The sequence below is a fragment of the Pseudomonas inefficax genome, assembly GCF_032164165.1.
Lineage (GTDB): Bacteria > Pseudomonadota > Gammaproteobacteria > Pseudomonadales > Pseudomonadaceae > Aquipseudomonas > Aquipseudomonas inefficax.
This window is the reverse complement of record NZ_CP134401.1, coordinates 4269011-4281893: the sequence shown is the minus strand read 5'-3', so window position 1 is coordinate 4281893 and position 12883 is coordinate 4269011. Positions and strand designations below refer to the sequence as shown.

The 12883-nt window shown below is 64.8% G+C and carries 10 protein-coding genes and 4 tRNA genes; 4 read left to right on the top strand and 10 right to left on the bottom strand.

The window, feature by feature from the left end; all coding sequences use genetic code 11:
* Window positions 1–60: 60 nt before the first annotated feature.
* Window positions 61–993 (top strand): DUF1853 family protein, encoded by a 933-nt coding sequence (locus RIN61_RS19380; RefSeq protein WP_215521132.1) that lies wholly within the window; start codon window positions 61–63, stop codon window positions 991–993.
* Window positions 994–1218: 225 nt separating this feature from the next.
* Window positions 1219–1764, top strand: coding sequence for a cytochrome b (locus tag RIN61_RS19375; protein WP_133970816.1), 546 nt, complete (start codon window positions 1219–1221; stop codon window positions 1762–1764).
* Here the strand turns inward: RIN61_RS19375 and RIN61_RS19370 are convergent.
* Window positions 1755–2648: a 1-aminocyclopropane-1-carboxylate deaminase/D-cysteine desulfhydrase gene (locus RIN61_RS19370; RefSeq protein WP_313853456.1), complete on the bottom strand. Its 894-nt coding sequence runs from the start codon at window positions 2646–2648 to the stop codon at window positions 1755–1757. The two genes, RIN61_RS19375 and RIN61_RS19370, sit on opposite strands and share 10 nt — an antisense overlap.
* Window positions 2649–2800: 152 nt before the next feature.
* Entirely contained in the window at window positions 2801–4837 is a 2037-nt protein-coding gene (locus tag RIN61_RS19365) for an NADPH-dependent 2,4-dienoyl-CoA reductase (protein ID WP_215521130.1), read from the bottom strand.
* Window positions 4838–5030: 193 nt separating this feature from the next.
* Between RIN61_RS19365 and RIN61_RS19360 the strand changes: the two genes are divergently transcribed.
* Window positions 5031–6149, top strand: a complete 1119-nt coding sequence (locus tag RIN61_RS19360) for a carbon-nitrogen hydrolase family protein (protein WP_252378828.1) — start codon at window positions 5031–5033, stop codon at window positions 6147–6149.
* Between the two features lie 4 nt (window positions 6150–6153).
* A complete protein-coding gene (locus RIN61_RS19355) occupies window positions 6154–7194 on the top strand; it encodes an AraC family transcriptional regulator (RefSeq protein WP_313853450.1) in 1041 nt (346 codons plus the stop codon).
* 289 nt (window positions 7195–7483) lie between these two features.
* Here RIN61_RS19355 and RIN61_RS19350 read toward each other — a convergent pair whose 3' ends face one another.
* The 8 genes from RIN61_RS19350 to purF form a co-directional block, all read right to left on the bottom strand.
* Window positions 7484–8323, bottom strand: coding sequence for a DUF2242 domain-containing protein (locus RIN61_RS19350; RefSeq protein ID WP_215521129.1), 840 nt, complete (start codon window positions 8321–8323; stop codon window positions 7484–7486).
* Window positions 8324–8523: 200 nt separating this feature from the next.
* Window positions 8524–8600, bottom strand: a tRNA-Asp gene (locus RIN61_RS19345).
* 141 nt (window positions 8601–8741) lie between these two features.
* Window positions 8742–8818, bottom strand: a tRNA-Asp gene (locus RIN61_RS19340).
* Window positions 8819–8917: 99 nt separating this feature from the next.
* Window positions 8918–8994, bottom strand: a tRNA-Asp gene (locus RIN61_RS19335).
* Between the two features lie 66 nt (window positions 8995–9060).
* Window positions 9061–9136, bottom strand: a tRNA-Val gene (locus RIN61_RS19330).
* Window positions 9137–9374: 238 nt separating this feature from the next.
* The gene (locus RIN61_RS19325) at window positions 9375–10148 is read right to left on the bottom strand and encodes an SDR family oxidoreductase (RefSeq protein WP_013971614.1); all 774 of its coding nucleotides are present in this window, start codon (window positions 10146–10148) and stop codon (window positions 9375–9377) included.
* Complete coding sequence (locus tag RIN61_RS19320; RefSeq protein WP_085705863.1) at window positions 10145–11356, bottom strand: O-succinylhomoserine sulfhydrylase; 1212 nt, start codon at window positions 11354–11356, stop codon at window positions 10145–10147. The genes RIN61_RS19325 and RIN61_RS19320 overlap by 4 nt, the downstream gene beginning before the upstream one ends.
* A gap of 16 nt (window positions 11357–11372) precedes the next feature.
* Window positions 11373–12878, bottom strand: a complete 1506-nt coding sequence (purF, locus tag RIN61_RS19315) for an amidophosphoribosyltransferase (protein WP_085625289.1) — start codon at window positions 12876–12878, stop codon at window positions 11373–11375.
* Window positions 12879–12883: the final 5 nt, after the last annotated feature.

Here is a 12883-nt window from a genome sequence, read left to right as displayed (position 1 = left end):
GACTATGCCGCGATTATGGGCGAAACCACCGGCTAGCGGCAAACCGGCTATGCTCGCAGGATGATGCCATTCGCCCTGCTCCACGACCTGCCCCGGCAACTACGTCGCCCCAACGTGCGCGACCTGGCCTGGGCCCTGCTGTCGCCCCCGTTGCTCAGCGCCCCGCCCTGCCCCCAGCGCCACCCGCTGGCGGGCAGCCTGTGGGCGGACCAGCCACAGTGCCTGGCAGACTGGCTGCGGGCGCTGGATGACGATGACCGCCCCTTGCGCGACTGGCTGGCGCAACTGGGCAGCCGGCGCCTGGGGCACTACTACGAACGGCTGTGGCAATTCGCCCTGGGCCAGGCGCCGGGCATCGAACTGCTGGCGGCCAACCTGGCGATTCGCGAAGCCGGGCGCACCCTGGGTGAGCTGGATGTGGTGCTGCGCGACCGCGACGGCGTGCACCACCTGGAACTGGCCATCAAGCTGTACCTGGGCCCGGAGCACGCCGGGCACGACCCCGGCGCCTGGCTGGGGCCAGGCTGCCATGACCGCCTGGGAAGCAAACTGGCGCACCTTGCACGGCACCAACTGCCCATGTCGGCCGGGGTACACAGCCGCGAGGTGCTGGCACGGCTGGGGGTGGAGCAGGTGCAGGCGCATGTATGGCTGGGTGGCTATCTGTTCTACCCGTGGCCTGGGCATGCGCAGCCACCACTGGGCGCCAACCCGCAGCATTTGCGCGGGCGCTGGCTGCGGCGGCGAGACTGGGTCATGGGCGAAGGTGAGCGATGGCAGCCGCTGCAACGGCATGCCTGGCTGGCGCTGGCGCGGGTCGAGGCGCATGAGTGCTGGGCGGTGGAGCAGTTTGCGGCGTGGCTTTACGTGCTGGAGCGGCAGGCTCCGGCGCAGTTGCTGGTGAGGTTGGAGCAAGAGGCTGACGGGGCGTGGCAGGAGGCCGAGCGGGTGTTTCTGGTGGCTGACGATTGGCCGCATCTACCCGATGTCTGATGTTGCCTTTACTGGCCCTTTCGCGGGTAAACCCGCTCCCACAGGTTCCGCGCAGCACATGAAGACTGTGCAGTCCTTGTGGGAGCGGGTTTACCCGCGAAGAGGCCGGTGCAGACAACACAATTTTCACAGACCTGGCGCAAAGATTTGTGCCCCCATAGCCATTACAGTACTACCTGAGCGCCAGCAAGAGCGCCATTCCGACCTGATGACGAGGACCGATCAATGGTTTCATCCACCTCCGCGACCCATTACGCGCGCCTGTCCATCGCCTTGCATTGGCTGATGCTGGTGCTGCTGGCCGCTGTCTATGCCCTTATCGAACTGCGTGGCCTGTTCCCCAAGGACAGCGTCGAACGCAACCTGATGAAGGACTTGCACTTCATGCTCGGGCTCAGCGTGTTCGTGCTGGTCTGGTTGCGCCTGGCCATCCGCCTGAGCCGCCCGACCCCACCCATCGTGCCCAAGCCTGCAGCTTGGCAGACCGGCCTGGCGCACCTGATGCACCTGGCGTTGTACCTGTTGATGATCATCCTGCCGCTGGCCGGCTGGCTGATTCTCAGCGCCGCCGACAAGCCGGTGCCGTTCTTCGGCCTGGAGCTGCCGCACCTGATCGGCCCGAACCCGGACCAGGCCAAGTTCATCAAAGGCTGGCATGAACGCATCGGCAGCTGGGGCTACTGGCTGATCGGCCTGCACGCGGTGGCCGGCCTGTACCACCACTACATCAAGCGCGACAACACGCTGTTGCGCATGCTGCCCTACAAGTAACCGCGCCGGCCCTGCAGGCCGCCGGTGTGTACGAAGAGCAGACGGGTGCCGGGCGCGAACAGCCCGGCCTCGACCTGCTCACGCAGGGCCAGCAGGGCTTTGCCGGTGTACAGGGCTTCGAGCGGCACGCCGGTGTGCCGCTCGCAGTCGGCAACGAACGCCAGCAGCTCAGCGTCGAACTTGCCGAAACCGCCACGGCAGGCGTCGTGCAGCTGGTAGCCATGCGCACCGGCCAATGTCGCTACCGCCTCCGGTACACCATGGCTCCTGGGTACAGCCAATGCACCATGCACGACATGTGCGCCCGCCTCGGCCATTACCAGGCCGGCCAAGGTAGTCCCCGTTCCGCTGGCCAGCCACCAGGCGTCGTAGCCCGACCAGCCCAGTGCCGCGATCTGCGCTTGCGCCTGTTGCATGATCAGCGCGCAGCCCTGTGCTCCGGCCAGCCCGCCGCCCCCTTCGGGGATGCAGTGCCAACCCGGGTAGCGTGCCTGCCAGGGCTCCCAGAAACCCGCTTCGTTTCGTGCACGGTAGCCGCCATAGCCCAGCCAGTGCAGTTGCATGCCCAGCGCCTGCAGGTCACGCACGGTTGGCGTGTCCTGGGCGTGGCCACGCAGCAGGCCGGCGGTGGCGAAGCCGAAGCGCTTGCCAGCGGTTGCCAGGGCGTGCAGGTGGTTGGAATGGTTGCCGCCCAGGCTGATCAGGCCCGGGGCGTTGCTGGCGCTGGCCTGTTGCAGGTGGTGGCGAAGCTTGAACCACTTGTTGCCACTGATCAGCGGGTCGATCAGGTCCAGGCGCAGGATGGCGGCTGCGACCTTGGCTTGCTGCAGCCAGGGCAGGTTCAGGGGGTGCAATGGGGCTTGGGGAAGGTCGAGTGCAGGCATGGATCGCAGTTTACAGGGAAACCTTGGGAGCCCGTTACGCCCCTGTGGGAGCGGGTTCACCCGCGAACACCGGCAGAGCCGGTGCCATGCACCGCGTGCCCTTCTTCGCGGGTGAACCCGCTCCCACAGGGCCGCGCAGCGGCCCGGCGATCTCAGAGTTCAGCCGCCAATCTCGAACCCTGGTTGATCGCCCGCTTGGCATCCAGCTCGGCCGCCACATCAGCGCCACCGATCAAGTGCACCGACTGCCCCGTCGCCACAAGCCCGTCCTGCAGTTCGCGCAGCGGTTCCTGCCCGGCACAGATCACCACGTTGTCCACCGCCAGCATCTGCGGCTCGCCATCGGCCACGCGAATATGCAGGCCGGCATCGTCGATGCCCAGGTATTCGACGCTGTTGAGCATCTGCACCCGCTTGTTCTTCAACCCGGTACGGTGAATCCAGCCGGTAGTCTTGCCCAGGCCGTCACCCACCTTGGATTTCTTGCGCTGCAACAGGTACACCTGCCGCGCCGGGGCATGCGGCTCGGCCTTGATCCCGGCCACGCCACCGCGTGCCTGCAGGTGGGTGTCGATACCCCACTCCCTCCAGAACGCCTCACGGTCCTGGCTGGTGGCCACGCCCTGATGCACCAGGTACTCGGAAACGTCGAAGCCGATGCCACCCGCGCCAATTACCGCGACAGCCTTGCCCACCGGCTTGCGCTCGAGCAGCACGTCCAGGTAGCTGAGCACCTTGGCATGCTCGATACCGGGGATGGCCGGCGTGCGCGGGGCGATGCCGGTGGCCAGGATAATCTCGTCGTAGCCACCGTCCACCAGGGCCTGCACATCGACCCGGGTGTTCAGGCGCAGGTCCACGCCGGTGCTGGCGACCTTGTTGCGGAAGTAGCGCAGGGTTTCATGGAACTCTTCCTTGCCCGGCACCCGCTTGGCCACATTGAACTGGCCACCGATTTCGCTGGCGCTGTCGAACAAGGTCACCACGTGGCCACGCTCGGCCGCTACCGTAGCCGCTGCCAGGCCCGCCGGGCCGGCGCCGACCACGGCAATGCGCTTGACGGTGCGCACCGGCAGGTAGTTGAGCTCGGTCTCGTGGCAGGCACGCGGGTTGACCAGGCAACTGGTCAGCTTGCCGCCGAAAGTATGGTCCAGGCAGGCCTGGTTGCAGCCGATGCAGGTGTTGATCTCGTCGCCGCGGCCGGCAGCGGCCTTGTTGACGAAGTCCGGGTCGGCCAGGAAAGGCCGAGCCATCGAGACCATGTCGGCATCGCCCTCCGCCAGCACCGCCTCGGCAACTTCCGGGGTGTTGATGCGGTTGGTAGTGATCAGCGGAATGTTCACCACGCCACGCAGCTTGGCGGTGACCTTGCTGAATGCTGCCCGCGGCACCTTGGTGGCAATGGTCGGGATACGCGCTTCGTGCCAGCCGATGCCGGTATTGATCAAGGTCGCGCCGGCTTTCTCGATAGCCTTGGCCAGCAGCTCGATTTCATCCCAGGTGCTGCCGCCCTCGACCAGGTCGAGCATCGACAGGCGGAAGATGATGATGAAGTTCGGCCCTACCGCTTCGCGCACCCGGCTGACGATTTCCACCGCCAGGCGCATGCGGTTTTCATAGCTGCCGCCCCAGCGGTCGGTACGGTGGTTGGTGTGGGCGGCGAGGAACTGGTTGATGAAGTAGCCTTCCGAACCCATGATCTCGACGCCGTCGTAACCAGCGCGCTGGGCCAGCACTGCGCAATTGACGAAGTCGGCGATCTGCTTCTCGATACCCGCCTCGTCCAGTTCCTTGGGCTTGAACGGGTTGATCGGCGCCTGGATCGCACTGGGCGCCACCTGGCGCGGGCTGTAGGCATAGCGCCCGGCATGCAGGATCTGCAGGCAGATCTTGCCACCGGCGGCATGCACGGCATCGGTGACGATACGGTGCTTGTCGGCCTCTTCCTCGGTGCTGAGCTTGGCCGCGCCGGAATACACCCCGCCCTCATCGTTGGGTGCAATGCCGCCGGTGACCATCAGGCCGACGCCACCGCGGGCGCGCTCGGCAAAGTACGCCGCCATGCGCTCGAAGCCGCCCGGGCGCTCTTCGAGGCCAGTGTGCATCGAGCCCATCAGGGTGCGGTTGCGCAGGGTAGTGAAGCCCAGGTCGAGCGGGGCAAGCAGGTGCGGGTAGCGGTCGGCGGCCATGGAAGAAGGTCCCCAGGTGGCGTGATCACGGGATGCGGGCGCCGCACCGGCTGGCGGGCCCCGTCGTTTGTCTGCCTGCGACATTAAACAGCCGTTTGAATGGGCTCAATGATCGAAACTGACAAGTTATTGATCATCGCGCACAGCGCGACTACCCTAGGAAACTCTCGTTTCCAAGGCGCTGTTCTGCTCCATGCGAAAACTCCTGGCAAGCGCCCTGGCGCTGGTGATGATCGCCGCCCTCTGCGGCTATGGCTTCTGGACGATGCAACGCCCGGAAGGCCACTACCTTTCCGATTTACGAATCGAACTGGCGCTCAACCATGGCGTGCCGGGCGAGCACGGCAACCTGCTGGGTATCGAGCCGGTGCTCTACCCTGGCGATTACCAGAACCTGCAACGCCTGCGTCGCAAGCTCGCGGCGTACCTGGAGCAGGCCCGCGCCCAAGGGCTGGTGGGCCCGCGCACGGTGGTGGTGCTACCGGAGCACATCGGTACCTGGCTGTGGGCGCGTGGGGAAAAGAACGAGTTGTACCAGGTCACGCAAAGCCGTGAAGCCCTGCAATGGCTGGAACTGAGCAACCCGCTGCGCTATGGCCTGGCCATGCTCCGTGCCGACGGGGACGACTGGCGCGCCGACGCGCACCTGCGCATGAAGGCCGAGCAGATGGCTGCGGACTACCAGCAACTGTTCGGTGGCCTGGCCAAGGAATTCAACGTCACTTTGGTAGCCGGCTCCATCGTGCTGCCCGCCCCCTACGTGAAACAGGGTGTGCTGCATGCCGGTAGCGGCCCGCTGTTCAACAGCAGCGTGGTGTTCGCCGGTGACGGCTCGCTGCTGGGCCAACCGCAACACCAGCAGTTCCCCGACAGCGAAATGCGCCGTTATGTGCAAGATGGCCGCCAGCACCCGCTGCAGGTATTGCAAACCCCTGCGGGGCGCCTGGGCGTACTGGTGGGCAGTGACAGCTGGTACCCGGAAAACCACCAGCAACTGGCACGACAGGCGGTACAACTGGTCGCCAACCCGGTGTTTCTAAGCGGCAAGGGCAGCTGGCAAGCGCCGTGGCGCGGCAATCGCCATCAGGATGCCAGCGCCGGGCTGGCCTTGCAGCGCGGCGAAGTCAGTGAACAGGCCGCCTGGCAACGCCTGACCGAGGCAGGCGGGGCCGGCGTCAGCAGCATGAGCGTGTTCATGCGCGGGCAGTTCTGGGAACAGGGTAGCGACGGCCAGGGCTTTGCCCGCCAGGCCGGCGAACTGCTGGCGGGAACGCCCAGCCCTGGCGCCCGCCTGTTGAACCTGTGGTTGTAGGCCAATGGCTCGCCCCCGTGTGCGCCTGGGCGACCTTTCGGTCGGCTTTGTCCAGCCGCTGAGCGAGGCCCTGCGCGAGCTCGGCCACGACCCGGAGCCGCTGCTGCAGCGCTATGGCCTGGACGCGGCACGCCTGGGCGAGGCCAATGCACGCTTGTCGATCCCGCGCTACATGCACCTGGGGCACGCCGCCATCGAACTGTGCGGCGAGGCCGCACTTGGCCTGCACATGGGGCGCCTGAGCCGCCTGGCGCATGCAGGCCTGGCCGGGGTCACCGCTGCGCAGGCGCCGAACCTGGGCGAGGCGGCACGCACCCTGTTGCGCTTCGAGCCCCTTTACGCCGCCAACTACCGCGGCCACTCCAGTTTTCAGGAAGATGCCCAGGGCGCCTGGCTACGCTTCTACTCCATCAGCCCCTACAACGCCTACAACCGTTTCGTGGTCGATTCGCTACTCGCCGGCTGGCTTGCCCAGCTCGCCGACCTGGTCGGTACGGCGGTGCAGGCCGAACATATGGATATCGAGTTCGCCGCACCCGCCTACGCCGCGCGCTACCAACCACTATGTAGCGCAACCGTGCAGTTCGCGGCCGACGCCAACCAGCTGCGCCTGAGCCGCGCCACGCTGCAACTGGCCAACCCCAGGCACTGCCCGAGCACCTGGCAGCACCTGCTGCAGCTGTGCGAAACGGAGATGCTGCAACGCACGCGCGTACGCAGCCTGGGTGAGCGCATCACCCATCTGCTGGGCCCGTTGCTCAATGGTGGCCGTGAACCGGACCTGGAAGAAGTGGCGCTGCACCTGCAGCTGCCAACCTGGACCTTGCGCCGCAAACTGGCCGAGGAAGGCACGCGCTTTCGCGACCTGCTCAACGAAACACGGCGCGACCTCGCCGAGACCTATATCCGCGATACGGAGCTGGCCTTCGGCGAAATTGCCTATCTGCTGGGGTTTGCATCGGCCGAGGCCTTCCAGCGCGCCTTCAAGCGCTGGACGGGCCTTACACCGGGGGAGTTCCGCCGCAGCCAGCGGCGGGTAGGCTAGAGCTCGGTAGCGTCGTCAGCCGGCTCCGGGGTGTCCAGTTCATAAGCCTGGAATTCGAGAAGCTCTTCCTGATATTCGTCCATAGCCCTGCGTCCTCTCATCTCATGATCTTTATCGGTGTCGCCTTCAACCTAAGCAGGTGGAGTGAAGGAATGATGACAAGCTTATGAGTGGTAAACGTAGCAGGTGTTCAAGAAGTTATCAGCGGGTGTCTGTAACAGGGGATGTGCACTGGCTGCGCCGGCCTCTTCGCGGGTAAACCCGCGAAGAGGCCGGTACAGGCAAGCCATCAAAGTGCGGGGGCCGCGGTCTCGTCGGCCTCGGCAGGCTGGGCTTGCTGCTGTACTTCAATAGGTGCCGCCTCCGCTGGCGGGGCCACCGGTTGCGAGCCCTGGCTGTCATCCACCACCGGTGCCGCTACTGCCTCGCTGGCTGGGGTGACGGCAGCCGGGGCGGGCGCCGCTTCAACCAAAGGTGCCGCTGTCGGGGCCGGTGCCACCGGCGCCGCCGCAGCCTGCTCCGGAAGCCCCAGGGCAGCCGCTGGCGCCTCGACCTTCGGCGCGGGCTGCTCGACCTTGGTCTTGCTCTGCTGTTCAGGCCTGGGCTTTGGCAGGTAGCTCTCCACCAGGGCGAAATAGCGGTCATAGAACTGCGCCGCCGTCACCGTCTCGCTGGCCACTTTGACCATCGAGTCGTCGCTGGAGCCGATCGGCATCGACACCGATCCCAGTACACCAACGCCCAGGCTGGCGGAGGTATTGGACTTTTTCAGGGCGTAGCGGTCCTGCAGGGCGTTGGCGAACATGGTCGAACGCTGCTCGTCGCTCACATCCGGCGCACAGGTGACGTTGAAGCTGATCTGCAGGTGGTTCTCGCTGTTCTGCTGGAAGCTCTTGTTGCCCACTACCTGGTTGGCGCCGCTGCTGGTGATGATGTAGCCCTGGCTTAGCAAGGCGCGCCGGGCGGCCTCGCAGGAGCCGGCATCGGTCACCGGGAAGCTGCGCGAGAAGGTGCCCGAGTCATCGAAGTTCTCGTGCTCGTAGACGGCGGTTTTTTTCGAGGAACAACCGGTCACGCCCGCCAGCACCAGGGCCAGCCCGAGCGCACCAAAGACGGAAGATCTGGTCATTGCGAATTCCGGGTAAGTCGAGAAGGTGCCTATTGTGCAACACAGCAGGCAGGCACAGGAACCGCTGATCGGTGAAGAGTCTGTCAGGTTCGTGTAAATCTGGGTCAACGGCGGCAATTGCCAAGCGCAAAAACGAAAAAAGCGACCCGAAGGTCGCTTTCTCGTGGCTTCGAGGCGTTCAAGGGGCCTCGAGGCGAAGATGGCGCAGCGGACGGGACTCGAACCCGCGACCCCCGGCGTGACAGGCCGGTATTCTAACCGACTGAACTACCGCTGCGTATCATTCAGGCTTGCGCCCGATTGAAACCTGGGTCTACCCATTCGGCGCGATGGCCTCAGGGCAGGCACAAAAAAAGCGATAACATGATCGCTTCTCTTGTGTTTGCTTCAAGGTGTTCAAGGGACCTTGAAACGAAGATGGCGCAGCGGACGGGACTCGAACCCGCGACCCCCGGCGTGACAGGCCGGTATTCTAACCGACTGAACTACCGCTGCGTATCGTTCAGGCTTTCGCCCGATTGAAACTGGGATCAGCCCAAGGCGTTTTACCTTGTGGCTTCAGACCGGTGCCAGGCACCCATCTGTACTGAAAAATGGCGCAGCGGACGGGACTCGAACCCGCGACCCCCGGCGTGACAGGCCGGTATTCTAACCGACTGAACTACCGCTGCGCAGTGCGTTCCTCTCTGGCTATCGGCTTCTTGCGAAACCTGAAGCACCAGGAACATCTCAGGAAGTGGTGGGTGATGACGGGATCGAACCGCCGACCCTCTGCTTGTAAGGCAGATGCTCTCCCGGCTGAGCTAATCACCCTCGCGATGTTGCTTGTTGCGTTTGCTTCGCTGAGGCCGCGAAATTTACGCAGATGGCGAAGCTAAGTCAATAGCCCCGTTGGATTTTTTTCAAAAAAGCAAAAGCGGTGTGGTTGTCTGTGCCGGCCTCTTCGCGGGTAAACCCGCTCCCACAGGTACTGCACAGGTCTTGAGAACTGTGCAGTACCTGTGGGAGCGGGTTTACCCGCGAAGAGGCCGGTACAGGATATGCAGAATGCTCAGGTGTAGATCATCTTGCGGGTCATGCCGCCATCGACCACGAACTCCTGGCCGGTGACGAACGCTGCTTGCCGAGACAACAACCAGGCCACCATGGCCGCAACGTCTTCCACCGTCCCTACCCTGCCCGTCGGGTGCTGGGCATGGTCCGCCTCGGTCAACGGCTCGGCACGGCGCTGCGACGGATCACGGGCATCGATCCAGCCCGGGCTGACCGCATTGACGCGGATCTCCGGGCCCAGGCTCATGGCCAGTGCATGGGTCAAGGCCACCAGGCCGCCCTTGCTCGCCGCGTAGGCCTCGGTATCGGGCTCGGACTGCCGCGCCCGGGTGGAGGTGAGATTGACGATCGCCCCATTGTGCGCACGCAGGTACGGCGCACAATGCTTGGCCAGCAGCATCGGGCCATTGAGGTTGACCGCCAGCACTCGGTTCCACTGCGCCAGGCTCAGGCTTTCCAGGGTCTGGTTGTGCGGGTTGGCGATGGCCGCATTGCACACCAGCGCGTCCAGGCGGCCAAACTGCCCCAGCACCTCGGACACCCCCGCGCTGACCTGGGCCTCATCGGCAACGTCCATGGTGATGAACCAGGCATTGTCGCCCAGGGCCTTGGCCGCCTTGGCGCCGCGCTGGCGATCGAGGTCACTGAGCACCACCTGCCAGCCTTCGCAGATCAACCACGCGGCAATGCCCAGGCCGATGCCGCGCGCGGCACCGGTCACCAGGGCTACCCGGCCGTTATGGCCGGGCGTACCGCCGCGGATTTCAATCACAGGACAGCCAACCCGCGCGCCAGGTCGGCCTGCAGATCGGCCACATCTTCCAGGCCCACGGCAACGCGGATCAGGCTGTCGCGGATACCGGCGGCTTCACGCTCCTGCGGCGTCAGGCGGCCGTGGGAGGTGGTGGCCGGGTGGGCGATGGTGGTCTTGCTGTCACCCAGGTTGGTGGTGATGGAAATCACCCGGGTAGCGTCGATGAAGCGCCAGGCGCCCTCTTTGCCACCCTTGACCTCGAAGCTGACCACCGCACCAAAGCCACTCATCTGGCGCTTGGCCAGTTCGTGCTGCGGGTGGCTCGGCAGGCCGGCATAGTGCACCTTCTCCACGCCCTCCTGCTGCTCCAGCCATTCGGCCAGTACCTGGGCGCTTTCGCAGTGCGCACGCATGCGCAGGCGCAAGGTTTCCAGGCCCTTGGTGAAGATCCAGGCGTTGAACGGGCTGAGGGTCGGGCCTGCGGTACGCAGGAAACCCACCACTTCTTTCATCTGCTCGGCACGGCCGGCAACCACGCCACCCATGCAGCGGCCCTGGCCGTCGATGAACTTGGTGGCCGAGTGGAACACGATGTCGGCACCCAGTTTCAAAGGCTGCTGCAGCGCCGGGGTGCTGAAGCAGTTGTCCACCACCAGCATCGCACCATGGGCATGGGCGATTTCGCTGAGCGCGGTGATATCGACCAGCTCGGCCAGCGGGTTGGACGGCGACTCGACGATCAGCAGCTTGGTATTGGCCTTGATGGCCTTTTCCCAGCCAGCGAGATCGACCAGTGGCACATAGTCCACCTGCACGCCAAAGCGCTTGAAGTACTTCTCGAACAGGCTGATGGTCGAGCCGAAGACGCTCTGCGAAACCAGCACATGGTCACCGGCACTGCACAACGACATCACTACGGCAAGGATCGCCGCCATGCCGGTGGAGGTGCCCACGGCCTGCTCGGCGCCTTCCATGGCCGCCAGGCGCTCCTCGAAGGCACGCACAGACGGGTTGGTGTAGCGCGAATAGACGTTGCCCGGCGTTTCGCCGGCAAAGCGTGCGGCCGCGTCAGCAGCCGTGCGGAACACATAGCTGGAGGTCAGGAACAGCGCTTCGCTGTGCTCGGCCTCCGGTGTACGGTTTTGACCGGCGCGCACCGCCAGGGTGTCGAAACCGACACCCTCGAGGTCACTGTCCAGTCGCCCGGCATCCCATTGATCCGTCATGCCGTCGCTCCCGAAATCAGTTGTTGTAGAGGTCGATGATCGCGCTGACCGCCTGGTTCTTGACCTTGGCCAGGTCGTTACGAGCCTGCTCGATACGGTCGAGGTAGGCTTCGTCGATATCGCCGGTGACGTACTCACCGTTGAATACCGCGCAATCGAAGTGGTCGATCTTGATTTTGCCGCCGCCGACCGAGTCGATCAGGTCCGGCAGGTCCTGGTAGACCAGCCAGTCGGCGCCAATCAACTCGGCCACTTGTTCGGTGGTACGGTTGTGGGCGATCAGTTCGTGAACACTCGGCATGTCGATGCCGTAGACGTTGGGGTAGCGCACCGCAGGCGCTGCGGAGCAGAAGTAGACGTTCTTGGCGCCGGCTTCGCGGGCCATCTGGATGATCTGCTTGCAAGTGGTGCCACGCACGATCGAGTCGTCCACCAGCATCACGTTCTTGCCGCGGAACTCCAGCTCGATGGCGTTGAGCTTCTGGCGTACCGATTTCTTGCGCGCGGCCTGGCCGGGCATGATGAAGGTACGGCCGATGTAGCGGTTCTTGACGAAACCTTCGCGGAACTTCACGCCCAGGCGGTTGGCCAGCTCCAGGGCCGCGGTGCGGCTGGTGTCCGGGATCGGGATGACCACGTCGATGTCGTGCTCGGGGCGCTCGCGCATGATCTTGTCGGCCAGTTTTTCACCCATGCGCAGACGGGCCTTGTACACCGATACGCCATCCATGATCGAGTCCGGGCGGGCCAGGTAGACATGCTCGAAGATGCACGGCTGCAGCTTCGGTGCTTCGGCGCACTGCTTGGTATACAGCTGACCTTCTTCGGTGATGTACACCGCTTCGCCCGGCGCCAGGTCGCGGATCAGGGTGAAGCCGAGCACGTCCAGGGCCACGCTTTCCGAGGCGATCATGTATTCCACGCCTTCGTCGGTGTGACGCTGGCCGAACACCACCGGGCGGATGCCGTTGGGGTCACGGAAGCCGACGATGCCGTAGCCGGTGATCATCGCCACCACGGCATAACCGCCGACGCAGCGGCTGTGCACGTGGGAAACCGCGGCGAACACGTCTTCTTCGGTCGGCTGCAGCTTGCCACGTACCGCCAACTCATGGGCGAACACGTTCAGCAGGACTTCCGAGTCGGAGTTGGTGTTGACGTGGCGCAGGTCGGACTCGTAGATCTCCTTGGCCAGCTGTTCGACGTTGGTCAGGTTGCCGTTGTGTGCCAGGGTGATGCCGTACGGCGAGTTGACGTAGAACGGCTGGGCCTCGGCCGAGGTAGAGCTGCCCGCGGTCGGGTAGCGCACGTGGCCGATGCCGATGCTGCCGACCAGGCGCTGCATGTGGCGCTGCTGGAACACGTCGCGCACCAGGCCATTATCCTTGCGCAGGAACAACCGGCCGTCATGGCTGGTCACGATACCGGCAGCGTCCTGGCCGCGGTGCTGGAGGACCGTAAGCGCGTCATACAGCGCCTGATTGACGTTCGACTTACCGACGATACCGACGATGCCACACATGCGAC